23 protein-coding genes are annotated in these 24,884 nt (G+C 70.8%); 14 read left to right on the forward strand and 9 right to left on the reverse strand.

Annotated elements, in window-relative coordinates:
* Window positions 1-53 precede the first annotated feature (53 nt).
* Entirely contained in the window at window positions 54-1,556 is a 1,503-nt protein-coding gene (guaB, locus tag HUN59_RS02160; protein WP_174777360.1) for an IMP dehydrogenase, read from the reverse strand.
* 330 nt (window positions 1,557-1,886) lie between these two features.
* On the opposite strand from guaB, the gene HUN59_RS02165 reads away from it, so the two are divergent.
* From HUN59_RS02165 to HUN59_RS02195, 7 genes are all read left to right on the forward strand, one after another.
* Window positions 1,887-3,362 carry a branched-chain amino acid ABC transporter permease gene (locus HUN59_RS02165; protein ID WP_254629969.1) on the forward strand — a complete coding sequence of 492 codons (1,476 nt, stop codon included), beginning with the start codon at window positions 1,887-1,889 and terminating at the stop codon, window positions 3,360-3,362.
* 12 nt (window positions 3,363-3,374) lie between these two features.
* Window positions 3,375-4,361, forward strand: coding sequence for a branched-chain amino acid ABC transporter permease (locus HUN59_RS02170; RefSeq protein ID WP_058741288.1), 987 nt, complete (start codon window positions 3,375-3,377; stop codon window positions 4,359-4,361).
* Between the two features lie 34 nt (window positions 4,362-4,395).
* Window positions 4,396-5,241 carry an ABC transporter ATP-binding protein gene (locus HUN59_RS02175; protein ID WP_254630034.1) on the forward strand — a complete coding sequence of 282 codons (846 nt, stop codon included), beginning with the start codon at window positions 4,396-4,398 and terminating at the stop codon, window positions 5,239-5,241.
* Window positions 5,238-6,044, forward strand: coding sequence for an ABC transporter ATP-binding protein (locus tag HUN59_RS02180; protein WP_058741286.1), 807 nt, complete (start codon window positions 5,238-5,240; stop codon window positions 6,042-6,044). The genes HUN59_RS02175 and HUN59_RS02180 overlap by 4 nt, the downstream gene beginning before the upstream one ends.
* Before the next feature lie 190 nt (window positions 6,045-6,234).
* Entirely contained in the window at window positions 6,235-6,441 is a 207-nt protein-coding gene (locus HUN59_RS02185) for a hypothetical protein (protein ID WP_174777362.1), read from the forward strand.
* 9 nt (window positions 6,442-6,450) lie between these two features.
* Window positions 6,451-7,572, forward strand: coding sequence for a GuaB3 family IMP dehydrogenase-related protein (locus tag HUN59_RS02190; RefSeq protein ID WP_058741284.1), 1,122 nt, complete (start codon window positions 6,451-6,453; stop codon window positions 7,570-7,572).
* A 116-nt stretch (window positions 7,573-7,688) separates the two neighbouring features.
* Window positions 7,689-9,611 (forward strand): glycerol-3-phosphate dehydrogenase/oxidase, encoded by a 1,923-nt coding sequence (locus tag HUN59_RS02195; protein WP_217483606.1) that lies wholly within the window; start codon window positions 7,689-7,691, stop codon window positions 9,609-9,611.
* A 55-nt stretch (window positions 9,612-9,666) separates the two neighbouring features.
* Here HUN59_RS02195 and HUN59_RS02200 read toward each other — a convergent pair whose 3' ends face one another.
* A complete protein-coding gene (locus HUN59_RS02200) occupies window positions 9,667-10,173 on the reverse strand; it encodes a hypothetical protein (RefSeq protein WP_141863113.1) in 507 nt (168 codons plus the stop codon).
* Window positions 10,174-10,246: 73 nt separating this feature from the next.
* Here HUN59_RS02200 and HUN59_RS02205 point away from each other — a divergent pair, with 73 nt between their 5' ends.
* Genes HUN59_RS02205 through guaA form a run of 5 tightly spaced genes read left to right on the forward strand, consistent with a single transcriptional unit; the run spans window position 10,247 to window position 15,096 of the window.
* The gene (locus HUN59_RS02205) at window positions 10,247-10,777 is read left to right on the forward strand and encodes a cation:proton antiporter regulatory subunit (RefSeq protein ID WP_174777363.1); all 531 of its coding nucleotides are present in this window, start codon (window positions 10,247-10,249) and stop codon (window positions 10,775-10,777) included.
* 3 nt (window positions 10,778-10,780) lie between these two features.
* On the forward strand, window positions 10,781-12,280 hold the full coding sequence (locus HUN59_RS02210; RefSeq protein ID WP_174777364.1) for a cation:proton antiporter: 1,500 nt from the start codon (window positions 10,781-10,783) through the stop codon (window positions 12,278-12,280).
* Between the two features lie 5 nt (window positions 12,281-12,285).
* Entirely contained in the window at window positions 12,286-13,062 is a 777-nt protein-coding gene (locus tag HUN59_RS02215; protein ID WP_058741279.1) for an SURF1 family cytochrome oxidase biogenesis protein, read from the forward strand.
* A gap of 10 nt (window positions 13,063-13,072) precedes the next feature.
* Window positions 13,073-13,519: a DUF3817 domain-containing protein gene (locus HUN59_RS02220; RefSeq protein WP_022906980.1), complete on the forward strand. Its 447-nt coding sequence runs from the start codon at window positions 13,073-13,075 to the stop codon at window positions 13,517-13,519.
* Entirely contained in the window at window positions 13,516-15,096 is a 1,581-nt protein-coding gene (gene guaA, locus HUN59_RS02225) for a glutamine-hydrolyzing GMP synthase (RefSeq protein ID WP_174777365.1), read from the forward strand. Before HUN59_RS02220 ends, guaA begins: the two co-directional genes overlap by 4 nt.
* Before the next feature lie 265 nt (window positions 15,097-15,361).
* On the opposite strand, the gene HUN59_RS02230 is transcribed toward guaA, so the two are convergent.
* On the reverse strand, window positions 15,362-16,237 hold the full coding sequence (locus HUN59_RS02230) for a Bax inhibitor-1/YccA family protein (RefSeq protein WP_174777366.1): 876 nt from the start codon (window positions 16,235-16,237) through the stop codon (window positions 15,362-15,364).
* A 238-nt stretch (window positions 16,238-16,475) separates the two neighbouring features.
* Between HUN59_RS02230 and HUN59_RS02235 the strand changes: the two genes are divergently transcribed.
* On the forward strand, window positions 16,476-17,489 hold the full coding sequence (locus HUN59_RS02235) for a glycerophosphodiester phosphodiesterase family protein (protein ID WP_174777367.1): 1,014 nt from the start codon (window positions 16,476-16,478) through the stop codon (window positions 17,487-17,489).
* Here the strand turns inward: HUN59_RS02235 and HUN59_RS02240 are convergent.
* Complete coding sequence (locus HUN59_RS02240; protein ID WP_174777368.1) at window positions 17,463-17,762, reverse strand: hypothetical protein; 300 nt, start codon at window positions 17,760-17,762, stop codon at window positions 17,463-17,465. The two genes, HUN59_RS02235 and HUN59_RS02240, sit on opposite strands and share 27 nt — an antisense overlap.
* Window positions 17,763-17,925: 163 nt before the next feature.
* Between HUN59_RS02240 and HUN59_RS02245 the strand changes: the two genes are divergently transcribed.
* Window positions 17,926-20,382: an ATP-dependent helicase gene (locus tag HUN59_RS02245; RefSeq protein ID WP_114849386.1), complete on the forward strand. Its 2,457-nt coding sequence runs from the start codon at window positions 17,926-17,928 to the stop codon at window positions 20,380-20,382.
* 81 nt (window positions 20,383-20,463) lie between these two features.
* Here the strand turns inward: HUN59_RS02245 and HUN59_RS02250 are convergent, their stop codons facing one another.
* From HUN59_RS02250 to HUN59_RS02270, 5 genes are all read right to left on the reverse strand, one after another.
* On the reverse strand, window positions 20,464-20,958 hold the full coding sequence (locus HUN59_RS02250; RefSeq protein ID WP_174777369.1) for a GNAT family N-acetyltransferase: 495 nt from the start codon (window positions 20,956-20,958) through the stop codon (window positions 20,464-20,466).
* Window positions 20,959-21,126: 168 nt separating this feature from the next.
* Window positions 21,127-21,762 (reverse strand): pyridoxal 5'-phosphate synthase, encoded by a 636-nt coding sequence (locus HUN59_RS02255; protein ID WP_174777370.1) that lies wholly within the window; start codon window positions 21,760-21,762, stop codon window positions 21,127-21,129.
* An 18-nt stretch (window positions 21,763-21,780) separates the two neighbouring features.
* Window positions 21,781-22,434 (reverse strand): NUDIX domain-containing protein, encoded by a 654-nt coding sequence (locus tag HUN59_RS02260; protein WP_174777371.1) that lies wholly within the window; start codon window positions 22,432-22,434, stop codon window positions 21,781-21,783.
* A complete protein-coding gene (locus HUN59_RS02265; protein ID WP_254629970.1) occupies window positions 22,431-24,032 on the reverse strand; it encodes a nicotinate phosphoribosyltransferase in 1,602 nt (533 codons plus the stop codon). Before HUN59_RS02265 ends, HUN59_RS02260 begins: the two co-directional genes overlap by 4 nt.
* Window positions 24,029-24,865 (reverse strand): phosphoribosyltransferase family protein, encoded by an 837-nt coding sequence (locus tag HUN59_RS02270; RefSeq protein ID WP_144803934.1) that lies wholly within the window; start codon window positions 24,863-24,865, stop codon window positions 24,029-24,031. The genes HUN59_RS02265 and HUN59_RS02270 overlap by 4 nt, the downstream gene beginning before the upstream one ends.
* Between the last annotated feature and the right edge of the window lie 19 nt (window positions 24,866-24,884).

Genomic DNA, 24,884 nt, shown 5'->3' on the forward strand with positions numbered 1-24,884 from the left:
GCGATCGAGGGCGTCTCGTGCAGAAGGGTCCACGAGCCGAGCCGGGCCGGGGGTCAGCCGCGGTAGTTCGGGGCCTCGACGACCATCTTGATGTCGTGGGGGTGCGACTCCTTGAGCCCCGCGGCCGTGATGCGGACGAACTTGCCGCGGGCCTTGAGCTCGGGGACGGTGCGACCGCCGACGTAGAACATCGACTGACGCAGGCCGCCGACGAGCTGGTAAACGGCGTTCGCCACGGAGCCGCGGTAGGGGACCTGGCCCTCGATGCCCTCGGGGATGAGCTTCTCGTCCGAGGGGACGTCGGCCTGGAAGTAGCGGTCCTTCGAGTACGACGTCTTCTCGCCGCGGGTCTGCAGGGCGCCGAGGGAGCCCATCCCGCGGTAGGCCTTGTACTGCTTGCCGCCGACGAACACCAGGTCACCGGGGGACTCGTCGGTGCCGGCGAGGAGCGAGCCGAGCATCACGGTGTCCGCACCCGCGACCAGGGCCTTGGCGATGTCGCCCGAGTACTGCAGGCCGCCGTCGGCGATGACCGGCACGCCGGCCTCTCGCGCGGCGAGCGACGCCTCGTACACGGCGGTGACCTGCGGCACGCCGACACCCGCGACGACGCGCGTGGTGCAGATCGAACCAGGGCCGACGCCGACCTTGACCGCGTCGACACCGGCGTCGATGAGCGCCTGCGCGCCCTGCCGCGTCGCGACGTTGCCACCGATCACGTCGATGCCGGCGAACGAGGCGTCCGCCTTCAGGCGACGGACCATGTCGAGGACGCCCTCGCTCTCGCCGTTCGCGGTGTCGACCACGAGCACGTCGACGCCCGCGTCGCGCAGGGCCTCGGCGCGCTGCCAGGCGTCACCGAAGAAGCCGATGGCCGCGCCCACCCGCAGGCGGCCCTCGTCGTCCTTCGTGGCGTCCGGGTACTTCTCGCTCTTGTCGAAGTCCTTGACGGTGATGAGGCCGCGGAGCTTGCCGTCGGCGTCCACCAGGGGGAGCTTCTCGATCTTGTGCTGCGCGAAGATCGCCACGGCGTCCTCGGGGTCGATGCCCTCGAGCGCGGTGACGAGCGGCGCCTTGGTCATGACGTCGCGGACGAGCGTGGTGGCCATCTCGAACGGGGCGACGAAGCGCATGTCCCGGTTCGTGATGATGCCGACGAGCGTGCCGTCCGACTCGACGACCGGCAGGCCGGAGACACGGAACTGGCCGCAGATCGCGTCGACGTCGGCGACGGTCGCGTCCGGGGTCGTGGTGACCGGGTTCGTGATCATGCCGGACTCGGAGCGCTTGACCTTGTCGATGTACGCCGCCTGGTCCTCGATCGACATGTTGCGGTGCAGGATGCCGATGCCGCCCTGACGAGCCATCGCGATCGCCATCCGGGCCTCGGTCACGGTGTCCATCGCGGCGGAGAGCAGCGGGACGTTGACCGAGATGCGCTTGGTGAGCCGGGACGTCGTGGACGCCTCGCTCGGGATGACGTCGGTGTGTCCCGGCAGGAGCATGACGTCGTCGTACGTGAGTCCGATGAATCCGAACGGATCCGGCTGGTCCATGGGTCCCCTTCGTGGGCGAGGTGAAGTGGTGGGCACCGGGGCGCGTCGTCGGGTTCCCGATGGGCCATGGTAACGCGCGCGGTACACGTGCCATTCCGAAGGCTCCGCCAGGCAGACCGCACAGACACGCCCGAGCCGAGCCGCGCCCGGCCGTGTCCGGGTGCGCGAGACGATTGCTGAGAATCCTGTACCGACCGGACGGGCGGATTGGTGCGGATCGACAGGGCATCGGTCACGAAAGCAGCACGATTTGTGCAGGAGACGTGACGGAAACACGGGGGACACAAAAAATCCCTAGGGTCCTCGACTATCCGAACGAGAGGCTCATCCGTGGGTTCCATCACTCCCCCGGGGTCAGCGCTCATGCGCCGGCTCCGCCGCGGGGCTCCAGGTCGCAGTCGCCTGGTCCTCGCCGCCGTGCTCTTCCTCGCCTTCCTCGCCACCTTCGCCGTCGACTGGGCAGTGTCGCCCGCGGCGGAGGCGGCGACGAGCACCACCAGCAGCACCAGCAGCGTCACCGCCGGCAGCGTCACCGCCAGCAGCAGCAGCCCGGCCAGCGCCCCAGCGAGCGCCCCGGCCAGCACCGGGCCCTGCACCGTGAGCCCCACCAACGGCTGCATCCGGGGCACCATCCTCGACTCCGAGCGGAAGCCCGCGAAGGGCATCGACGTCGACGTGTCCGGCCCCGGCGGCTTCGCGCAGACCGCGTCCACCGACGACACCGGCCGCTGGTCCGTGAGCGTAACGACGGCCGGTCAGTACACGGTGAGCGTCGACCAGGGATCGCTGCCGAAGGGCCAGTACCTGACGAACGCCGCGGACGCCGACCGCAAGGTCAACGCCACGCTGAACGCCAACGTCGGGCAGATCTTCCAGCTCTCCGACCAGCAGGGCGCGACGACCGACACCGACTCGTCGAGCCTGACGTTCGCCCGGGCCTGGCAGCAGCTCGCCTCCGGCATCCGGCTCGGCCTGCTCATCGCCCTCGCGTCGGTCGGCCTCTCGCTGATCTACGGCACGACCGGCCTGTCGAGCTTCTCGCACGGCGAGCAGGTGACCCTCGGCGGTCTGCTCGCCTACGTCTTCGCGAACCAGCTCGGGTGGAACATCTGGGTGACCGGGATCGTGGTCACGCTGCTCTGCGCGGCCACCGGCTACCTGCAGGACGCCGCGATCTGGAAGCCACTGCGCCGCAAGCGGATCAGCCTGACGCAGCTCATGATCGTGACGATCGGTCTGTCGATCGCCGCCCAGTACGCGTTCCAGTACTTCTTCGGTGCCTCGACGGTCCGCATCCAGCAGGGCAACCCGGAGACGGTCACGTTCGCCGGTCTCACCCTGACGGTGCAGTCCTACGTCGCGATGGCGATCGCGCTCGTCGTGCTCGTCGGCACCGGGCTCTTCCTCGCGAAGACCCGCTTCGGCCGGGCCACCCGCGCGGTCTCGGACAACCCCGCGCTCGCCGCGGCGTCCGGCATCGACGTCGACCGGGTGATCCGGTTCGTGTGGACGCTCGCCGCCGGCCTCGCGGGCCTTTCCGGCGTGATGCTCGGCCTCGTGCTGAACGGCGTGAACTGGCAGACCGGTCTCCAGCTGCTCCTGCTCATGTTCGCGTCGGTCACGCTCGGCGGCCTCGGCACCGCGTACGGCGCCCTCGTCGGCTCGATGATCATCGGCGTCGTCGTCGAGCTCACCAACCTCGTGCTCCCCGGCGACTTCAAGTACGCCACGGCGCTCGTCATCCTCATCCTCATCCTGCTGTTCCGGCCGCAGGGCATCTTCGGTCGCGCCGAGCGCATCGGCTAAGGGAGCTGCGACATGGACTACATCCTGAACCTGCTCAGCTCGCTGACGCAGGAGGCCCTCGCCCCCACCACGGCGGCGTTCGCCCTGGCCGCGATCGGGCTGAACGTGCACTTCGGCCTCACCGGCCTGATCAACATGGGCCAGGCGGCGTTCCTGCTGCTCGGCGCCTACGGCTTCGCGATCTCCATCACGAACGGCCTGCCCTTCGTCGTCGCCGTGCTGGTGGCGCTCGCCGTCGCGATCGTCTTCGCGGTGATCCTCGGCATCCCGACGCTGCGGTTGCGCGGCGACTACCTGGCGATCGTGACGATCTCCGGCGCCGAGATCATCCGCATGGTCGGCCGCTCGAGCCTGCTGACCAGCACGACCGGCGGCTCGAACGGCATCGCCGGCTCGGCGTACCGCGACCCGTTCAACGCGCTCAGCCCGCTGCCCGACGGCACCACGAGCATCCTGTGGTTCACGTACTCGAACAACGGCGTCAACGGCTGGTGGATCCGCATCGCGGCCTGGGGCCTCGTCGCCCTGTTCACCCTGGTGCTCTTCCTGCTCATGCGCAGCCCGTGGGGCCGTGTCGTGAAGGCCATCCGCGAGGACGAGGACGCCGTCCGCTCCCTCGGCAAGAACGTCTACTCGTACAAGATGCAGGCGCTCGTGTTCGGTGGCGCGCTCGGTGCGGTCGCCGGGGTGATCTACGTCCTGCCGAGTTCGGTGCAGCCGGACGCGATGGGCCGGTCGATGACCTTCTTCATCTGGACGGCGCTCATCCTCGGCGGTGCGGCGACGGTCTTCGGCCCGGTCCTCGGCGCCGTGCTCTTCTTCGTGGTCCGCCTGTTCATCCGGACCCTCGCGGGGGACTTCATCCCCGACTCGATCATGAACGCCCAGCAGGCCGAGCAGTTCTCCTACGTGCTCGTCGGCGTCGCGCTCATGCTCCTCATCGTGTTCCGTCCACAGGGACTCCTCGGCAACAAGAAGGAGCTGACGTTCAGTGTCTGAGCCGTACGCCCACAGCAAGACCGACCCGATCCTCATGGTCGACACGGTCACCCGCCACTTCGGGGGCATGACCGCGGTCGACGTCGACCACCTCGAGGTGCAGCGCGGCACCATCACGGCGCTGATCGGCCCGAACGGTGCCGGGAAGACGACCTTCTTCAACCTGCTCACCGGGTTCGACAAGCCGAGCCCGGGCGCCCGCACGACGTTCGACGGCACGACCCTGCAGAAGACCAGCGCGACCCACATCGCGAACAAGGGCATGGTCCGCACGTTCCAGCTGACGAAGGCGCTGAGCCGCCTCACCGTCATGCAGAACATGCTGCTCGGCGCCCGCGACCAGCCCGGCGAGAACTTCTTCGCCGCCCTCGTCAAGCCGCTCTGGTCGAAGCGCGAGCAGGAGATCACCGCCAAGGCCGAGGACCTGCTCGCCCGGTTCAAGCTGCTCGAGAAGAAGGACGACTACGCGGGGTCCCTCTCCGGCGGCCAGCGGAAGCTGCTCGAGATGGCCCGGGCGCTGATGTCCGACCCGACGATGATCATGCTCGACGAGCCGATGGCCGGCGTGAACCCGGCGCTGACCCAGTCGCTGCTCGGGCACATCAAGTCCCTGCGCGACGACGGCATGACCGTGCTGTTCGTGGAGCACGACATGCACATGGTCCGGCACATCTCGGACTGGGTCGTCGTGATGGCCGAGGGCAAGGTCGTCGCCGAGGGGCCGGCCGACACCGTGATGGACGACCGCGCGGTCATCGACGCGTACCTCGGTGCGCACCACGACACGGACCTGGGCGACGACGCGCTCCTCACCGAGGAGACCTACGAGGAACTCGCCGAAGAGGTCAAGGAAGAAGACGAGCAGGAGGCGACCCGATGACCGACGCAACGAACGCAGCCGACGCGAGCCGCGCCTCCAGTCCGTCTCCGGTGGCCACCCTGGACCGCGAGCCGGTCCTCAGCGCCAAGAACCTCGTCGCGGGCTACCTGCCCGGGGTCAACATCCTGAACGGCTGCGACCTGGACTGCTACCCGGGCGAGCTCATCGGCATCATCGGCCCGAACGGCGCCGGGAAGTCGACGCTCCTCAAGGCGCTGTTCGGCCTCGTGTCCATCCGCGAGGGCTCGGTCACGCTGCAGGGCGAGGACATCACGAACCTCCGGGCGAACAAGCTCGTGCAGGCCGGCGTCGGCTTCGTCCCGCAGACGAACAACGTCTTCCCCTCGCTCTCCATCGAGGAGAACCTGCAGATGGGCCTGTACCTGCGCCCGAAGAAGTTCGCGGAGCGGCTCGAGGTCATCTACGACCTGTTCCCCGTCCTCGGCCAGCGTCGTACGCAGCGGGCGGGCTCCCTGTCCGGTGGTGAGCGGCAGTCCGTCGCGATGGCGCGTGCCCTGATGATGGACCCGAAGGTGCTGCTGCTCGACGAGCCCTCCGCGGGACTGTCGCCGGTGCGCCAGGACGAGACCTTCATCCGCACCCGCAGGATCAACAAGGCCGGGGTGTCGATCATCATGGTCGAGCAGAACGCGCGACGCTGTCTGCAGATCTGCGATCGTGGGTACGTGCTCGACCAGGGGCGGAACGCGTACTCGGGCACCGGGCGGGAGCTCGCCGACGACCCGAAGGTCATCGAGCTCTACCTGGGGACGCTCGCCAAGGACGTCGACGAGGCGCGCTAGCGTCACGTCGACACACGGGTACCGCTGTGGGGGTGGTACCCGTCCCGGACGGGGTCGCGCTGGCTGCTGTCGCGCCGCGCGGCCCCGTTCCACGAACCGGTCCGGTCACACGCCGTCCCGCGCCGGGCGCGTGGTGCGGAACCGGCCTGGAGGCACGACCCGCCCCCGCCACTCGGCTAGCGTGACGCGGGTGCGCACCCCCGGCCCCCTCGTGCTCGACGCCCTCGTCTGGGTGGTCTTCGCCGCGCTCTTCGTCGGCGCCGCCCTGCTCGTGAAGGTCGCCGCGGTGCTCCTCGTCGTCCTCGCCGTGCTCGCGCTCCTGCTCGGGCTCGTCCTGCGGGTGCTGCGGAACCGGCGGGCCCGACGCACCCGCCCGCGGGACGGGACCGCCCGCTAGGCTTGCCCGGTGACTGAAGTCGAGATCGGTGCAGGCAAGCGCGGCCATCGGGCGTACGCGTTCGACGACATCGCGGTGGTCCCTTCGCGGCGCACCCGCGACCCGCACGACGTGAGCGTGCAGTGGTCGATCGACGCGTTCACGTTCGCGTCGCCGATCCTGTCCGCGCCGATGGACTCCGTGTCCTCGCCGGCGACGGTCATCCAGATGGGCAAGCTCGGGATCCTCGGCGTGCTCGACCTCGAGGGCCTCTGGACCCGCTACGAGGACCCGACGCCGTTCTACGAGGAGATCAAGACCCTCACCGACGGCAACGTCACCCGTCGCATGCAGGAGATCTACTCGGAGCCGGTCAAGGCCGAGCTGATCACCGCGCGCCTGGCCGAGATCCGCGCCGCCGGGGTCCCGGTCGCCGGGTCGCTCAGCCCGCAGCGCACGCAGGAGTTCTCGCAGACCGTCGTCGACGCCGGGGTCGACCTGTTCGTCATCCGCGGCACCACGGTCTCCGCCGAGCACGTCTCCCAGAACCAGGAGCCGCTCAACCTCAAGAAGTTCATCTACGAGCTCGACGTCCCGGTGATCGTCGGCGGTGCCTCGACGTACACGTCGGCGCTGCACCTCATGCGCACCGGCGCCGCGGGCGTCCTCGTCGGCTTCGGCGGCGGTGCGGCGTCGACCACCCGTGCGGCGCTCGGCATCCACGCGCCGATGGCCACCGCGGTCGCGGACGTCGCCGGTGCCCGTCGCGACTACATGGACGAGTCCGGCGGCCGGTACGTGCACGTCATCGCGGACGGCGGCCTCGACACCGCCGGCGACATCGTCAAGGCCATCGCGGTCGGCGCGGACGCGGTCATGCTCGGCACCGCCCTGGCCCGCGCGACCGAGGCCCCCGGTGGCGGCTTCCACTGGGGTGCCGAGGCGCACCACCCGGAGCTGCCCCGCGGCCGCCGGGTCGAGGTCGGCCAGATCGCTCCGCTCGAGAACGTCCTGAACGGCCCGACCCCGTCGTGGGACGGCCGCGCCAACCTGGTCGGCGCCCTGCGTCGATCGATGGCCACCACCGGATACTCCGACGTCAAGGAGTTCCAGCGAGTAGAAGTGGTCGTGGCGCCGTACCACCAGCAGTGACGGCGGTCCCCGTGCACCTGCGCGGGTGACGTCCCGGCGCCGACCGTGCCGGGCCTGGCCCGGCGCAGCACGCGCGCGGAGGCCGGCTCCGTGCGTGGACCCGCACGGAGGCGACGATGGCGAAGGCACCCACCAGCACGAGCACCGGCACCAGCACGGGCCCCGGACCGGACGGGCGGAACGCCGCTCCCGGGCGGGGCGTGCCGTCGAGCGGCGGCGTCGGGTTCGACCCGACCGCGAAGCTCGGGCCGGACGAACGCGCGGCGACGATCGAGGCGCTGAAGACCAAGGAGCTCGACGTCCTGGTCGTCGGCGGCGGCATCGTCGGTGGCGGCAGCGCGCTCGACGCCGTGACCCGCGGGCTGAGCGTCGGGATCGTCGAGGCCCGCGACTGGGGATCCGGCACGTCGAGCCGCTCGTCGAAGCTCGTGCACGGCGGCATCCGCTACCTCGAGCAGCTCAACTTCGCGCTCGTCCGCGAGGCCCTGATCGAGCGCGGCCTGCTCCTGCAGCGCATCGCCCCGCACCTGGTGAAGCCGGTCCGCTTCCTGTACCCGCTCAACCACCGCGTGTGGGAGCGCTTCTACATCGGCATCGGCATGGCGATGTACGACGTCTTCAGCTGGTCCGGCGGCCGTCCCCCGGGGGTCCCGCACCACCGGCACCTCAGCCGCAAGCAGGTCCTCCGGAACATGCCCGGCCTGAGGAAGGACGCCTTCATCGGCGGCATGACCTACTACGACGCGCAGGTCGACGACGCCCGCTACGTCGCGTCGCTCGTCCGGACCGCCGCCTCGTACGGGGCGCTCGCGGCCAGCCGGGTCCGGATCGAGGGGTTCATCAAGGTCGGGGAGCGGGTCGTCGGGGCGCACGCGCACGACATCCAGACGGGCGAGAAGTTCGACATCCGGGCGAAGCAGGTCGTCAACGCCACGGGCGTCTGGACCGACGACACCCAGGCGATGATCGGTACGCGCGGGCAGTTCAAGGTGCGGGCGTCGAAGGGCGTGCACCTGGTGATCCCGCGGGACCGCTTCCAGTCGAACACCGGCATGATCCTGCGCACCGAGAAGAGCGTGCTGTTCGTCATCCCGTGGGGCCGGCACTGGCTCGTCGGCACGACGGACACCGACTGGAACCTCGACAAGGCGCACCCCGCTGCCACCGCGGCGGACATCGACTACATCCTCGAGCACGTCAACAAGGTGCTCGCGGTCCCGCTCACCCGCGAGGACGTCGAGGGCGTCTACGCCGGGCTCCGGCCGCTCCTGGCGGGGGAGTCCGACCAGACCTCGCAGCTCAGCCGCGAGCACGTCGTCGCGCACACCGTCCCCGGGCTCGTCGTCGTGGCCGGCGGCAAGTGGACGACCTACCGCGTGATGGGCAAGGACGCCATCGACGAGGCCGTCGCCGCGCTGGACGGCAAGATCCCGGCGTCGACGACCGAGGACATCCCGCTCGTCGGTGCCGAGGGCTACCCGGCGGCCTGGAACCGCCGCGGTCGCACCGCCCGGTCGTACGGGCTGCACAAGGTGCGCATCGAGCACCTGCTCAACCGGTACGGCACGCTCGCGACCGAGGTCCTGGCGCTCGTGAAGCAGGACCCGTCCCTCGGCGAGCCGCTGCCCCAGGCCGACGACTACATCGGCGCCGAGGTGGTCTACGCGGCCTCGCACGAGGGTGCCCTGCACCTGGAGGACGTCCTCGCCCGCCGCACCCGCATCTCGATCGAGGCCTGGGACCGCGGCGAGTCGGCGGCGCCGGTCGCGGCGAAGCTCATGGCCGACGTCCTCGGCTGGGACCAGGAGACGACCGAGAACGAGGTCGCGAACTACCTGAAGCGCGTCGCCGCGGAGCGCGAGTCGCAGCTGCAGCCCGACGACGAGTCCGCGGACCGCGTGCGGCTCGAGGCGCCGGACATCGCGTTCGGGTTCGACGAGGACGACGTGGTCGTGGGCGGCGGCCGGTCGAGCGGCGCCGAGGGCGCGAAGGCGTCGGACGAGCAGGTCGTCGGCGAGAAGACGAGCGAACCCAAGTGAGCACGTGACGGACGGGAGGCACGTGGCGGGTCCGCCACGCGCCTCCCGCCCGTCGTCAGCCTGCGGTCCGCGACCGGCGCGCGGTCCGCACCGCCGTCGCGACGAGCACCACCGGGATGCCCGCCAGCGCGACCAGGCTGACGGTGAAGAGCACCTGCCCGGACCACGCGTGCACCGCGCCGGAGACCCCGAACGCGTCGGCGACGTCCATCCCCAGGAAGAACCCGCTCTGGAACACGGCCGCTGCACCGAACGCGAGCAGCGCGAGGTGGCAGACCGCGACGACCGGGAGCGGCATGCGCTGCCGGAGCCCCACGACCGCGACGCCGACCGCCATCGCAACCCCGGTGCCCGCGCTCACGAGCACGCCCACGACGTCCTGGGTCGTGCTGAGCCCGATCGCGTCGACGCCCGCGTAGATCGAGCGGAGCGACCGACCCGGGACGGCGGCGAGCGGATCGAGCACCAGGGCGTGCACCGCGAGCAGTGCCGCGTACCCGATCACGAGCACCATCCCGCCGACGGCCGTCACCCGCGTCCACGCCGTCCGAGTCCACCCCATCCCCGCACCCTACGGCCGGAATGCCGGGAACCAGCCGGTGGTTATCATCGGGGTACTCACCAAGGGAGCCATCATGGTCGACGTCCATCGCGTCAAACTCCCCGGAGTCGGCGTGCTGCACAGCTTCTACACCGACGACGGTGGCAAGTGCGGGGTCATCACGCACCGGTCGGGGCACTCCGACCTCATCTCGTTCGCCGACGTCTCGGACGGCGCGGACAAGTCCGAGAAGGTCTCGCTGCGCCTGAGCGAGGACGAGGCGCACACCCTCGCCGAACTGCTCGGCGGCACCCGCATCACCGAGGGCCTCGACAAGCTCGACGAGATCCCCGGCCTGTCCATCGACTGGTTCAGCGTGGACTACGACGACGCGATCGCCGGCAAGCCCCTCGGCGACCTGCACGACTCCGGCTTCATCGGCCTCACCGTCGTCGCGGTCGTCCGCGGTGACAGCGCGAACCCCGCGCCCTCCTCCGACTTCGCCGTGTTCCCCGGTGACACCATCGTCGTCGCGGGTGCTCCCGAGAAGGTCGCGAAGGCGTTCTCCTTCTACCGCAGCGGACAGCTGGCGGCCGCGGCCGCCGAGGCGCCGCCCGGGAGCTAGCCGGTGCGCCTGGGTGGTGAGCTGCTGACCATCGGCGGCCTGTTCATCATCGCCTACGTCCTCGGACGCCTGGGCAAGACCATCGGTCTGCCCGCCATCCCGATCTACATGGTCGTCGGGCTCATCGCGAGCCCGCACACCCCGTGGATCGGGCTGAGCGTCGAGTCCCACACGATCGAGCTGATCGCGACGTTCGGACTCGTGCTCCTGCTCTTCAACCTGGGGTTGGAGTTCGACCAGGAGGAGTTCTACGGCAACGCCGGGAAGCTCCTGGTCTCCGGTGGCACGTACGTCGCCATCAACATGGGCATCGGGTTCGCCTTCGGGTTCTCGCTCGGCTGGGGCACCCGAGAAGCCCTGATCATCGCGGGCATGACGGCGACGTCGTCGAGTGCGATCGTGACGAAGCTCCTCATCGAGCTGCGGCGCCTGGCGAACGACGAGACGCCGATGATCCTCGGCGTCACCGTGATCGAGGACGTCTTCATCGCCATCTACCTGGCGATCGTCTCCGTGGTGCTCTCCGGCGACACGAACGTCTGGGGCGTGGTCGGCAAGCTCGGCCTCGCGTTCGGGTTCCTCGTCGTGATGTTCACGCTCGCCCGGTTCGCCGGCAAGTGGGTGTCGAAGATCTTCGCCACCCGCGACGACGAGCTGTTCACCGTGCTGTTCTTCGGCCTCGCCGTGATGTTCGGCGGCATCGGCGACCTGCTCGGTGTGACGGACGCGATCGGTGCGTTCGTGATCGGCCTGCTCTGCGGCGCGACCCGCTACCGGGACCGCATCGAGCAGCTCGCCCTGCCGATGCGCGACGTGTTCGCGGCCTTCTTCTTCGTGAACTTCGGGCTCGGGCTCGACGTGTCCACCTTCGGTGAGGTGCTCTGGCCCGTCCTCGGAGCGATCGGCATGACGGTCGTGCTCAACGCGGTCGCGGGGCAGATCGTCGCCCGGATGAACGGGTTCAACGTCCAGCAGGGGATCAACACCGCGGTCATCCTGGTGAACCGTGGCGAGTTCGCGCTGATCCTCGCGACGCTCTCGGCTGCCGCCGGCCTGGAGGAACGGATCACCGCGTTCGCGGGCCTCTACGTCCTCGTCATGGCCGTCCTGGGACCGCTGCTCGCCGTGAACTCGGACCGGATCGGCCGCCTCGTGGTGCGCCCCGCCCGCGTGGCGCGGCTGCGCCAGCGCCTGCGCGCGCGGCTCGGCGGCTCCGGGGCCCGCGGGTCGGGTGCCGGGATCCCGGCGGGGCCGTCGCTCGACGCGGCGATCGACACCGCGGCCGAGGCCGGCGTCGCCGACCAGGACGCGGCCGCCGCCGCTCGTCGTGCCGAACGCGACCGGCAGTTCGCGGAGGAGTTCGCCCTCGTGGAGGCGGCTGGTAGGGAAGAGCGCGACAATGGAGCGTCCGACCCGGCCTCGAGCGACCCCGTCACGTCGCCGGTCGACGTCCCCGCCGAGCGCCCGAAGCGCCCGGCTCGCCAGCGTGACCCGGAGTACTGATACAGATGTGGGCCGTTGCCCGACGACCGAAGTGGATCGCGCTGCTCGTGCTGGCGCTCGTGCTCGCGGGGGTGTTCGCCGGGCTGGGCAAGTGGCAGCTCGAGCGGAGCATCGCGAACGGCACCCCGCTGCCGGAGACCACCGAGACGCAGAAGCCGTTGCAGGACGTGACCCAGCCGGGGCAGGCCGCGTCGGAGACGATCGCCGGGCAGAAGGTCAGCGTCACCGGTCGCTTCGTCGCCGGTGACACCACGCTGCTGACCGGCCGCTCCGGCGGCGGGACGTACCAGACGGTCGGCCACCTGGTGGACGCGGCGAGCGGCGCGAGCGTGCCCGTCGTGATCGGGTGGGCGGACGAGCGTCGCGCGGCCGAGGCCGGCGGGGAGCGCGTGGCCGACGGCGCCGAGCTCACGGTCGAGGGCCGCTACTACCCGGCCGAGTCGCCCGACCAGGACGCGTACACCAAGGGCGAGTTCTCGGCGGTGGCGCCGGCGCGGTTCGTGAACACGTGGAAGGCGTTCGACGACCGGATGTACATCGGCTACGTCGTCGCCGACGGCAGCACCGCGAAGGCGGCCGACCTCGGCACCATCGCCGACCGGGCCCCCACGCGCGAGGTCCAGTTCGACTGGCTCAACCTGTTCTACGCGATCGAGTGGGTCGTCTTCGCCGGCTTCGCCGTGTTCCTCTGGTACCGCTTCGTGAAGGACGCCTGGGAACGTGAGCAGGAGGACGCTCAGGACGCCGCAGCGGCCACCGAGCCCGCTCCGGCGCACCGGTAGGATCGAGGCCATGGCTCTGACCGTCCGAACCCGCGACATCCCGAAGATCCCGGGAGCCGTCAAGTGGTACCGCGTCTCGGCGTACATCACCGGTGTGCTGCTGCTGGCCCTCGTCATCGAGGTGATCATCAAGTACACGCCGCTGCAGCTCGAGATGCAGCTCGGCAACGGGCCGTTCTTCGTGCCGAACGGCACCGCCGGCGAAGCACCAGGCACGTTCAACCTGTCGATCGCGATCCTCATCGCGCACGGCTGGCTGTACGTCCTCTACCTGTTCACGGACTTCCGCCTCTGGAGCATCATGCGCTGGAAGCCGTCGCGCTTCCTGCTCATCGCCCTCGGCGGCATCATCCCGTTCATGTCCTTCGTGGTCGAGCACCGCATGCAGCAGAAGGCCATGGACACCTACCACGAGCTGACCGCTGCCCAGCAGCGTGAGAAGGAGGCCGCTCGGTGAGCGAGACCGACCAGCGACCCGTCCTCGTCGTCGACTTCGGTGCGCAGTACGCGCAGCTGATCGCCCGACGTGTGCGCGAGGCGAACGTCTACAGCGAGATCGTCCCCCACTCCATCACCGTGGACGAGGTCAAGGCGAAGGACCCGGCGGCCATCGTGCTCTCCGGCGGCCCCTCGTCCGTCTACGAAGCAGGTGCCCCGGCACTCGACGGCGAGATCCTGGAACTCGGTGTCCCCGTGCTCGGCATCTGCTACGGCTTCCAGGCCATGGCGAAGTCGCTCGGTGGCGAGGTCGCACAGACCGGCCAGCGCGAGTACGGCGCGACCGACGTCACCGTGACCGGGACCGACAGCGTCCTGCTCGGTGACCAGCCGGCGTCCCAGGTCACGTGGATGTCGCACGGCGACTCCGTGGCGAAGGCGCCGGATGGCTTCGAGGTCCTCGCGTCGAGCGCCTCGACCCCGGTCGCCGCCTTCGCGTCCGACGAGCGCAAGCTCTACGGCGTGCAGTGGCACCCCGAGGTCAAGCACTCCGCGTTCGGCCAGGCCGTCCTCGAGAACTTCCTGCACCGTGCCGCCGGACTCCCGGGCGACTGGAACTCGAACAACGTCATCGAGGAGCAGGTCGCCCGCATCCGGGAGCAGGTCGGCTCCGCACGGGTCATCGCCGGGCTCTCCGGCGGCGTCGACTCCGCCGTGGCCGCGGCCCTGGTGCACAAGGCCGTCGGCGACCAGCTCACGTGCGTCTTCGTCGACCACGGGCTCCTGCGCGCCGATGAGCGCAAGCAGGTGGAGGAGGACTACGTCGCCTCGACCGGTGTCCGGCTCGTCACGGTGGACGCGGAGCAGCAGTTCCTCGACGCCCTGGCCGGCGTGAGCGACCCGGAGCAGAAGCGCAAGATCATCGGCCGCGAGTTCATCCGCACGTTCGAGGCGGCCGCCGAGGCCCTCGTGCTCGAGGCGCGCGGAGACGACGAGGCCGGCGAGGTCAAGTTCCTCGTGCAGGGCACGCTCTACCCCGACGTCGTCGAGTCCGGCGGCGGTTCGGGCACGGCGAACATCAAGTCGCACCACAACGTCGGCGGGCTGCCGGAGGACATGACCTTCGAGCTCGTCGAGCCGCTGCGCACCCTGTTCAAGGACGAGGTCCGTGCGGTCGGTCGCGAGCTCGGGCTCCCCGAGGTGATCGTCGGCCGCCAGCCGTTCCCCGGTCCGGGGCTCGGCATCCGCATCGTGGGCGAGGTCACTGCGGAGCGGCTCGACCTGCTCCGTGCCGCGGACAAGATCGCGCGCGAGGAACTCACCGCGGCCGGCCTCGACGAGGAGATCTGGCAGTGCCCGGTCGTCCTGCTCGCCGACGTCCGCTCCGTGGGCGTCCAGGGCGACGGCCGTACCTACGGCCACCCGATCGTGCTCCGTCCGGTCTCGTCCGAGGACGCCATGACCGCGGACTGGACGCGCCTGCCGTACGACACCCTCGCGAAGATCTCGAACCGCATCACGAACGAGGTGCCCGACGTCAACCGGGTCGTGCTCGACGTCACGTCGAAGCCGCCGGGGACGATCGAGTGGGAGTAGTCGCTCCCTGACCTGCCGAGGGCCCGGTGCGCGCTGCGTGCCGGGCCCTCGTGCGTGCGGGTGGGGCGCCGACCGTGCCACTTCTGTCACGCTCGAGGCCCGCCGGCGACCGGAAGCGCACACAGGACGACACGCACGCGGCATGTCCTGCACGCTCGCGGCGCGCGCTGGGCCACCCGGTGCCCGCGCTGGCAGAATCCGCCCCTCGGGAACGCCGAAGGGCCCCGGCGGTGCCGGGGCCCTTCGGTCGTGGTCGAGCGGCGCGCTAGTTGCGCTGGCTGCTCGCGATGATGGCGAGGATGCGCAGGATCTCGAGGTACAGCCACACCAGGGTGACGATGAGCCCGAACGCCGCCGTCCACGCGTAGATCTTCGGGGCGCCGCGCTGGACGCCGGTCTTGATCTGGTCGAAGTCGAGGACCAGCGAGTACGCCGCCATGATCACCACGAAGATGCCGATCAGCACCCCGAGCGGGATGCCGAAGACCGTCACACCGAGGAGTCCGAACGCGGTGTTCGTCACACCGGTCCACATCAGGACGAGGTTCACGAGCGAGAACGCCATGTAGCCGACGATCGCGACGAGGAAGAAGCGCGTGGCCTTGGGCGTCGCACGGACCTTGCCGGACGTGAACAGCAGCAGCGTGACGGCGAAGACACCGAGGGTGCCGAAGACCGCCTGCGTCACGATGCCGTCGAACGCCGAGTTGTAGTAGCCGGAGATACCACCGACGAACAGCCCCTCGAAGAACGCGTACGTCAGGACCAGTCCCGGCGACGGCTTCTTCTTGAAGGTGTTCACGAGCGCGAGCACGAAGCCCACGACCGCGCCGACGATCCAGACGATCGGGGGCAGGTTCCACCCGGCGACCGCGCCGACGAGGAGCACGCCGAAGGCCAGGAGCGTCTTGACGATGGTGTCCTCGTACGACATCCGGTCCGTGTCGACGGTGTTCGCCGACGGGCGGTCGTACATGTACTGCAGCTGCTCGGGCGTCATGCCGCCCTGCTGCGGGTACTGCCCCTGCTTCGGGGTCTGTCCCCAGCCCGCCTGCTGCTGACCAGCGCCGCTGACGCCCCAGGCGCCACGCCCCTGGTCGTTGAAGGCGGGGGACTGGTCGAAACCGGGCTTGAAGGCCATGGTGTCCTCTTCCTTGGAGATTCGAGTCCTCTCAGCCTAGAGGCGCTGCGCCGCGGAAGGCTGAGGATTCGCGGCGAGCGGAAGCGGGTCCTGACGGGCCCGACACCCGAAGACTATGGGGGTGGTCTGCGAGCGCACCCCGAGCTGGCCGAACGATCGCCGATCACCTGCGACGGCTCGCAGCAGCGGCCGGTCGCGCGACACCGCCCGGTCACGGCGGGGCGGTACGGTTCGGCGCATGACCCGTGTGATCGCCCACCGCGGCGCCTCCGGCCACCGGCCCGAGCACTCCCGGAGCGCCTACGAGCTCGCCGTCGAGCTCGGTGCCGACGCCATCGAGCCGGACCTCGTGCCGACGCGGGACGGCGTGCTCGTCCTGCGCCACGAGAACGAGGTGTCCGGCACGACGGACGTCGCGGACCACCCCGAGTTCGCGCACCTGCGGACGACGAAGACCGTCGACGGCCAGGTGGTCACCGGGTGGTTCACCGAGGACTTCACGTGGGACGAGCTCCGCACGCTGCGGGTCCGCGAGCGCCTCCCGGCCCTGCGGCCCGCGTCCGCAGCGTACGACGGGCAGGAGGGCGTGCTCCGGCTCGAGGACCTGCTCGGCATCCTCGACGCGGCACCTCGGCCCGTCGGGCTCGTCGCCGAGGTGAAGCACGCCACCTTCTTCGATCAGGCCGGCTTCCCGATGGCGCAGCTGCTCGACGACGCACTCGGGGCCGCCGGCTGGCGCGGCGACGACCGCCTGACCGTCGAGTCGTTCGAGAAGACGGTGCTCCGGCAGCTCGGCGCGCGGGGGACGGGTGGCCGGCTCGTGTACCTCCAGGAGGCTCGTGGCAGCGCCGCGGACGAGGTCGCCGCCCACGGGTCGGCGGCTCCGTCGTGGGCGTCCGAGCGGACCGACGAGGCCCTGGCCGGCTTCGCCGCGGAGTTCCACGGGATCAGCGTCGACCTGAAGACCCTGATGGCGGGGACCGACACCGCGGCCGTGGACGACCCCCGACCGGTGCGGAGCGCGATCGTCGACCGGGCGCACGCGGCGGGGCTCGCGGTCTACACCTGGACCCTGCGGCCGGAGAACCGGTTCCTGCCGGCGCCGCTCCGCCGGGGCGGTGACGTCGCCGCACACGGGGACTGGGAGCGCTGGTTCACCTCGGTGCTGCGGACCGGCGTCGACGGTGTGTTCGCGGACCACCCTGACCTTGCGGCGCGGGCCCGGTCACTGGTCGGCGGCAGCGCGGACTGAGACGTCGGGGTCCCCCGCGGGCTCGACGTCGACCGGGTGCCCCGTACGCCGCGCGGCGATCGCGGCTGCAGCGCTCGCTGCGACCCCGACGACCGCGGCGAAGGCCGGGAGCGGAGCCCACAGCGGCGAGCCCCAGGACGCGCTCGGCACGACGATGCAGAGCGCCGCGAGGGCACCGGCGAGCACCGCGTGCGCGACGACGTGCACGCCACGGGGGAGCGCGTACCGGGTGATCGCCCAGCCGAGCAGCCACGTGCACAGACCATCCAGCACCAGCTCCGCTCGACGAGCGCCACGGCGTCCCAGGCGGTCCACGTCCTCATGCCCCACAGCCTGGACGCTCGAGGGACGCACCCGGGTCCCCGAGGACCGCGCTGTGTCCCCCGGTCCATCGACCGCTGCGGCTGTCGGAGGGCGCGCCTAGACTGACCCGGTCATGACGATCGTGCTCGAGCCCTTCGACCAGTCCCCCGAGCCGGGCGCGGGCAACCGCGCCGGCGGGTACGACGACCCCTTCACCGCGGGTCTCAACCCCCAGCAGAAGGAAGCCGTCGAGTACCGCGGCGAGTCCCTGCTCATCGTCGCGGGCGCCGGCTCCGGCAAGACGAGCGTGCTCACCCGCCGGATCGCCCTGCTGCTCGCCAACCGCGAGGCGTGGCCGTCGCAGATCCTCGCGATCACGTTCACGAACAAGGCCGCGGCCGAGATGCGCGAGCGCGTGCAGGCCCTCGTCGGGCAGGCTGCCGAGGGCATGTGGATCTCGACGTTCCACTCGGCGTGCGTGCGGATCCTCCGTCGCGAAGCGGAGCGGTTCGGGTTCCCGCAGTCGTTCACCATCTACGACTCCGCTGACTCCCGCGCGCTCCTCAAGCGGATCATCAAGGAGCTCGAGGCGGACTCGCTCGGGCTGACCGTCGGGGCTGCGGCGTCGAAGATCTCGAAGCTCAAGAACGAGCTGCAGGACATCGACACGTACGCGCGCAACATCAACGCGAACGACCCGCAAGAGGTCATGTTCACCGAGGTGTTCCGTCGGTACACGAACGAGCTGCGTCGGGCGAACGCGTTCGACTTCGACGACCTCATCGGGCAGACGGTGTTCCTGTTCCGGGCGTTCCCCGAGGTCGCCGCGCTGTACCAGCGACGCTTCCGGTTCGTGCTCGTCGACGAGTACCAGGACACGAACCACGCGCAGTACGCGCTCATCCGCGAGCTCACGCGTCCGGTGCCCGTCGAGCAGGTGGACAAGCTCGAGGACGCCGGCCAGCACGTCGAGCGCATGCGGGAGGCCGACGGGTCGATCGCCCCGGCGTCCCTGACGGTCGTCGGCGACTCGGACCAGTCGATCTACGCGTTCCGCGGGGCCGACATCCGCAACATCGTCGAGTTCGAGCGGGACTTCCCGAACTCGAAGGTCATCCTGCTCGAGCAGAACTACCGGTCGACGCAGACCATCCTCGACGCTGCGAACGCCGTCATCGCGAACAACTTCGACCGGCAGGCCAAGAACCTGTTCACCGACGTCGGCGCCGGCGACAAGATCATCGGGTTCACGGGCTACACCGGTCACGACGAGGCCCAGTTCGTCGCGGACGAGATCCAGCGGCTGCACGACGACGGGACGTCCTACCGCGACATGGCCGTCTTCTACCGCACGAACTCGCAGACCCGTGCGCTCGAGGAGATCTTCATCCGCGCGGCGATCCCGTACCGGGTGCTCGGCGGCACCAAGTTCTACGAGCGCGCCGAGATCAAGGACGCGATGGCGTACCTGATCACCGTCGCCAACCCGGCCGACCCGCTCTCGCTCCGCCGCATCCTCAACGTGCCGAAGCGTGGCATCGGTGCGGTGACCGAGACGGCGCTGCAGCGGTACGCCGACGAGCACGAGACGTCGATGCGCGACGCCCTGCGGCACGCGGACGAGCTCGGGTTCGGCCCGAAGGTGCGGACCGCGATCACGTCCTTCGCGGCGCTGCTGGACGACGTGGCCTCGCGCGCGGCGACGCAGCCGGTCGTGGACACCCTGACGCAGCTGCTCGACGGCTCCGGGCTGCTCGAGAACCTGCGGAAGTCGCCCGACGCCCAGGACGCCGCGCGCGCCGACAACATCGACGAGCTCGTGGCCGTGACGCGGGAGTTCCAGAAGAACAACCCCGAGGGCACGCTGTCCGACTTCCTGACCGAGGTGTCCCTCGTCGCGGCGGCGGACGAGCTCGACGACTCGTCGGGCACCGTGTCGCTCATGACGCTGCACACGGCGAAGGGCCTGGAGTACGACGCGGTGTTCCTCACCGGCGTCGAGGAAGACCTGCTCCCGCACCGGATGTCGGCGAACGAACCGGGTGGTCCGAGCGAGGAACGCCGACTGTTCTACGTCGGCATCACCCGGGCCAAGAAGTCCCTCTTCCTGTCCCTGGCGATGACCCGCGCGCAGTTCGGCGACGTCAACGTGGCGATGCCGTCCCGCTTCCTGCAGGAGATCCCCGAGGGGCTCATCGAGTGGAAGCAGTCGCCCGGCATGGCGAACAGCCGCGGTGGCACCGAGCCCCGGGCCCTCAACGCCCGGCGCGGCGGTGGGCTCGGCGGCGGTCCGTCCGGCGGGGGTGGCTACCGCGGTGGTGGCGGCTTCGGCGGCGGGTCGTACGACCGTGCGGCGGCTGCGGCGAAGACCCGTCCCAAGACGGAGTGGGCGAACCGAGTGTCCGGGCAGGTCCGGGACAACGGCGACATGGAGCTCGCCCCTGGCGACCGGATCTCGCACGTCGACTTCGGTCAGGGCACGGTGTCGGCGGTCACGGGCCAGGGCGCGAAGCGCATCGCGGAGATCGCGTTCGACTCCGCGGGGCGCAAGAAGCTCCTGATCAAGATCGCGCCCATCGAGAAGCTCTGACGCCGAGGCGCACCGCCCCGGGGAGCTCGACCCGAGGCGCTCGGTCCGGACGAAGCCAGCGCTGACCGCGCGGACCGCACGTCAGCGCACCATCCGGACCGCGTCCATGCCGCTCGGTCCGATCGGCACGTGCTTCGCGGCACCGTCCCGCTCAAAGCCGTTCCGGCGGTAGAAGGCCTCGGCGCGCGGGTTGCCCTCCGCGACCCAGAGGAACGCCGGCTCGGCACCGACCGCGGCGTCGAGCAACGCCTGCCCGGCGCCGGACGCGTGGTGGGCGGCGAGGACGTAGATCCCCTCGAGTTCCCGGTCCCGCACCGCGGGCTCCTCGCGCCCGGGGCCGGCGGACGCCCACCCGACGACGGCGCCGTCGCGCTCGGCGACCACGACGGTCAGGCCCGGCTCGACGACCAGTCCCTCCCACCGGGCTGCCCGGGCGTCGACGTCGAGCGCGGCCAGGTACGCCGCGGGCAGCAGGTGCGCGTACGCCTCCTGCCAGGCCCGCACGTGCACCTCGGCGATCGCCCGGGCGTCCCCCGGCTCGGCCGGTCGGACGGTCACTGCGCCTGCGTTCCCCATCCGCCGACGCTACCGCGCGCCGGCACCGCCGTGTCGAACCAGATTCCCGACGTCGAACCAGATGCCGGCCGTGGTTCGACGTCGGAAACGTGGTTCGGAGCCGGAGCCGGAGCCGGAGCCGGAGCCGGAGCCGGAGCCGGAGCCGGAGCCGGAACCCCGGCGCCTCCGCTACGGCTGCAGCCGCGCCGCGTCCCAGCCCTCGCCCGCGCGGACGTACTGCAGCCGCCGGTGCATCCGGTCGCGGCTGCCGTGCCAGAACTCCACGACCTCGGGCTCGAGCCGCCACGCGACCCACCCCTCCGGGCGCGGGACAGCGTCGTCGGTCTCGGACAGGAGCACGTTCGCGTCGTCGATCAGGTCCTGCAGGGTCCGGGGCTCGAGCACGGCGGACTGGTCGGCGATCGCGGTCGCGGCGCGGGACTTCGGCGAGCGGTCGGCGAACAGTGCGTCGGACTCGTCGTCGGAGAGTTGCACCGCCCGGCCCTCGAACCGGAGCTGCTGCATCGTCTCGCGCCAGTACACCTGGAGCGCGGCGTGCGGGTTCTCGGCGAGCTGCCGCCCCTTGGGGCTGAGCGTCGAGGTGCCGAACACGAGCCCGCGGTCCTCCAGCCGCTTCACGTCGACCGTGCGGGCGCTCACCCGGCCGTCCGCCCCCGCCGTCGCGAGGGTCATCGACATCGGCTCGGACACGTCGCGCGACGTGGCGTCGTCCAGCCACCGCCGGGCCAGGTCGATCGGGGACGACGGCGGCGCGTCGAACTCGGGCAGGTGCAGGGAGTCGTCACCGGACAGCGAAGCGGACATGGCACCAGCCAACCGCGCTCAGTCCGCCCACGTCCAGGTCGCCGGGGGACGCCCGCCCCGCGTGCCCGCCGTCGCCGCGGCGGTGGCCCGCACGAGCGCCGGGTTCGTCCGCAGGGAGCGGTTGAGGTTGCCGGCGTCTGGTGCGCTGCCGTGCAGCGCCGCGTGCAGCTGCGCCGCCGCGGACGTCGGGAACACCTCGCCGAGCAGGGCGCGCGTCAGCGGGACGTCGCGCCACAGCCGGGTCCGCACCTGGTCGACGGCCGTCCGGACGATCGCGTCGTGGTCGAACGGGAGGCGCGGGTCACCCTGGTCGGGTCGCCGCCAGACCGCGGGCGGTGCGTCCACCCCCGGGTCGACGACCGCCAGGAACGCGATGCTGATGGCGGTGTCCCGCGGGTCGCGGGACGGTCCGTCGAACGCACCGACCTGCGCGAGGTGCCGGACCGCAGCCGCGTCGATCCCGGTCTTGGTCCGCAGTGCGCGTCGCGCGCCGTCCACGAGGCGTTCCGCAGCGTCCAGGAGCACGCCGGGGAGTGCCTCCAGGCCGGCGAACGGGTCGTACGCCCGCCGCGCGGTGGCGACCCGCAGACCGTCCGCCGTCGTGAACGACACCGGGACGACGTCGATCGCGATGAGCGGTTGGTCGCGGGCCACCGTGGCGGCGTCGGTCACACCGTCGCCCGGCGGGCGGCCCGGGCCGCCCGCTCGGTGCGGAGCACCTGTCGGACGTCCGCGAAGGACTGGTGGACCTGGAAGCGGCCGTCGACCCAGACCGGCTGGAGGAGGCTCGTGGCCTCGTCCTCGGGCGTGGCCTGGTCGGTCTGGCGGATCTCGCCGTCCGCGTCGCGGTGCAGCGCGATGCGGCCCTTCGCGCTCTTCTTGCCGCTGCCGGTCTTCGGGTCCTTCTGGATGTCGACCGGCTGGCCGTCGACGAGCGCCCACGTCGCCTTCACCGCGCTGCCGAGGTTGTCGCGGGTCATGTACTGGTACGTGTACGAGCCGATGCCGAGCACGATGTTGTCGCTCGCGTAGCCCTTGGCGGCCAGGCGCTCGTAGATGCGGTGCGCACGGTCGAGCGTGATGCTGTCGCCGTAGATCACGCCGATGTGCTGGTCGAGGACCTTGTAACCCTCCGCGTTGACGGTGTGGCCGAACAGCTCGTCGAGGAGCTCGACGACGCCCTTCTCCTCGTGGGTGCGGCCGTCGCGGAGGAGCACGTCCCGCGGGACGCTGTGCACCGTGCCGGTGACGATGTCGACCGGGTCGCCCGAGTCCGGGCGGATGACGAGCTTGCCGTCGCGGGCCGTGATGCGGTCCTTGAGCTGCGGGAGCGTCTCGGTGATGACCTTGAACAGGTCGAAGCCGTCGCTCACCGCCGAGACGATGCCGGTCGGGTAGACGTCGAGGATCTGCTCGAAGGTCTCGAGCTCGCCGTCGGCACCCCGGACGCACATCACGCTGTGCTCGGTGGCGGGCACGCTCGCCGCGACCCAGCCGTTGTCGCCGGGGTAGTAGCGGTCGATGAAGTCGAGCGAGGGCATCGAGTCGGTGCCGAGGAACGAGAGCAGGTGCCCCGCGCCGCCGGCCGCCGCGGACTCGATGCTCGACTGCCCGCGGAACGAGAAGTCGTGCGCGGCGAAGTCGATGCTCGCCGGGTCGGCGCCGGTGCGCTCGGCCCACTCCTCCATGAGGTCGCGGTAGGCCAGGGCCTTCGTCGCGACGGTGGACGGGTGCCAGATCGAGGCGGACAGTGCGGTCTCGATGTAGTTCGGGAGCCAGAAGAACTCGTCGACGGTGTTCTCGACCGTCAGGGTGGCGACGCCGATCGGCGCGAGGGTGCCCTCGGGGAGGGCGCGGATCTCGAGCGGCAGGTAGCCGAGGCGGTGCAGGGCGCGGACGTGGTCGACCCCGATGTGGTTCGGGCCGAAGTAGCCCTGCAGTGCCTGCTCGAACAGGTCGGCGACGGTGTCCTCGTCCGCGGCGAAGAACGGTGCCCACGCCTCGACGAGGTACCGCTGCACGAACGCCTGCAGCCCGAAGACCACGGCGTGCGTCGACTCGGGCATGTGCGCGTTCGAGCGGTTCGTCCAGTTGATCAGGATCCGGGTCGTGCCCTGCGGGTAGACCTCCCGGTGCGAGTGCTTGTAGCCGTCGACGGCGAGCAGCGGGGCGATCGGGCTCGCGGTGGTGGCGCGGGGCTCGAGGCCCGTCGTCGTGGTGGTGCGGGGCTCGAGGCCCGTCGTCGTGGTGGTGCTGTCGGTGTTCGTCATCGGATCTCCTTCGTGAGGTACGGGCGGAGCGGGACGGTCCGCAGACCGGGAACGGTGTTCTGGGCCGGGTAGCTGTCGGTCGTGACGATCTCGCCGAAGTGCTCGGCGAGCTGCGGAGCCCGGCCGGAGAACACCCCGTGCGAGACCCAGAGGCCCAGGCGCTCCTTCGGCAGGCCGGTCGAGCCGGCGAGGCCCGTGAACGTGCCGCCGCCGTCGCAGATGTCGTCGACGACCAGGAACCGGCCGTCCGCCGGGAGTGGCTCGCACGTGAAGCCGTCGAGCTTGCCGGTGTCCGGGTTGCGGTGCTTCTCGGCGCGGTACAGCGGCAGCCCGCAGGACTCGGCGACCGCGGTGGCACGGGCGACCGCACCCTTGTCCGGGGCGATGATCCCCGTGTACGCGTCCCCTTCGACGTCGAGCACGGCATCGCGGACGACCTGCTCGCTCGTGACCACCGTGAGGTTGTCGACGAGGTCGACGATCACGGGGGAGTGCGGGTCGAAGGCGATCACCTGGTCGATGTGGAAGCCGTTGAGGACGTCCGCGTAGACCTTCGCGCCGAACGGGAGCCCACGGTCCTGGCGGGCGCCGGGCAGGTACGGGACGAGGGCGACGGACCTGCTGCCGCGCTGCCGGACCGCGTCCGCCCACATGCCGAGCATGACGAGGTCGTCGCCGCTGGTGCCGCGCAGGGTCGCGATCTCGGTGGCCGCCCCCGCGTCGGCGTCGTCCACGATCTTGACGTGGGCTTCACCGGCGGGGAACCGCATGGTGGAGAACGTCGGTGTCGTCGGTGTGCCCTGGGCGTCCCAGGTGCTGAGTTCGACTGCCATGACCCGACCGTACCACGGT

Source organism: Curtobacterium sp. Csp2 (assembly GCF_013347165.1).

What these genes read in the sequence shown, in the direction of transcription:
- guaB (WP_174777360.1), bottom strand. Translation starts at nt 1,556, where the DNA reads ATGGACCAGCCGGATCCGTTCGGATTCATCGGACTCACGTACGACGAC.
- HUN59_RS02170 (WP_058741288.1), top strand. Translation starts at nt 3,375, where the DNA reads ATGGACTACATCCTGAACCTGCTCAGCTCGCTGACGCAGGAGGCCCTC.
- HUN59_RS02175 (WP_254630034.1), top strand. Translation starts at nt 4,396, where the DNA reads ATGGTCGACACGGTCACCCGCCACTTCGGGGGCATGACCGCGGTCGAC.
- HUN59_RS02180 (WP_058741286.1), top strand. Translation starts at nt 5,238, where the DNA reads ATGACCGACGCAACGAACGCAGCCGACGCGAGCCGCGCCTCCAGTCCG.
- HUN59_RS02195 (WP_217483606.1), top strand. Translation starts at nt 7,689, where the DNA reads ATGGCGAAGGCACCCACCAGCACGAGCACCGGCACCAGCACGGGCCCC.
- HUN59_RS02200 (WP_141863113.1), bottom strand. Translation starts at nt 10,173, where the DNA reads ATGGGGTGGACTCGGACGGCGTGGACGCGGGTGACGGCCGTCGGCGGG.
- HUN59_RS02205 (WP_174777363.1), top strand. Translation starts at nt 10,247, where the DNA reads ATGGTCGACGTCCATCGCGTCAAACTCCCCGGAGTCGGCGTGCTGCAC.
- HUN59_RS02215 (WP_058741279.1), top strand. Translation starts at nt 12,286, where the DNA reads ATGTGGGCCGTTGCCCGACGACCGAAGTGGATCGCGCTGCTCGTGCTG.
- HUN59_RS02220 (WP_022906980.1), top strand. Translation starts at nt 13,073, where the DNA reads ATGGCTCTGACCGTCCGAACCCGCGACATCCCGAAGATCCCGGGAGCC.
- HUN59_RS02230 (WP_174777366.1), bottom strand. Translation starts at nt 16,237, where the DNA reads ATGGCCTTCAAGCCCGGTTTCGACCAGTCCCCCGCCTTCAACGACCAG.
- HUN59_RS02235 (WP_174777367.1), top strand. Translation starts at nt 16,476, where the DNA reads ATGACCCGTGTGATCGCCCACCGCGGCGCCTCCGGCCACCGGCCCGAG.
- HUN59_RS02245 (WP_114849386.1), top strand. Translation starts at nt 17,926, where the DNA reads ATGACGATCGTGCTCGAGCCCTTCGACCAGTCCCCCGAGCCGGGCGCG.
- HUN59_RS02250 (WP_174777369.1), bottom strand. Translation starts at nt 20,958, where the DNA reads ATGGGGAACGCAGGCGCAGTGACCGTCCGACCGGCCGAGCCGGGGGAC.
- HUN59_RS02255 (WP_174777370.1), bottom strand. Translation starts at nt 21,762, where the DNA reads ATGTCCGCTTCGCTGTCCGGTGACGACTCCCTGCACCTGCCCGAGTTC.
- HUN59_RS02265 (WP_254629970.1), bottom strand. Translation starts at nt 24,032, where the DNA reads ATGACGAACACCGACAGCACCACCACGACGACGGGCCTCGAGCCCCGC.
- HUN59_RS02270 (WP_144803934.1), bottom strand. Translation starts at nt 24,865, where the DNA reads ATGGCAGTCGAACTCAGCACCTGGGACGCCCAGGGCACACCGACGACA.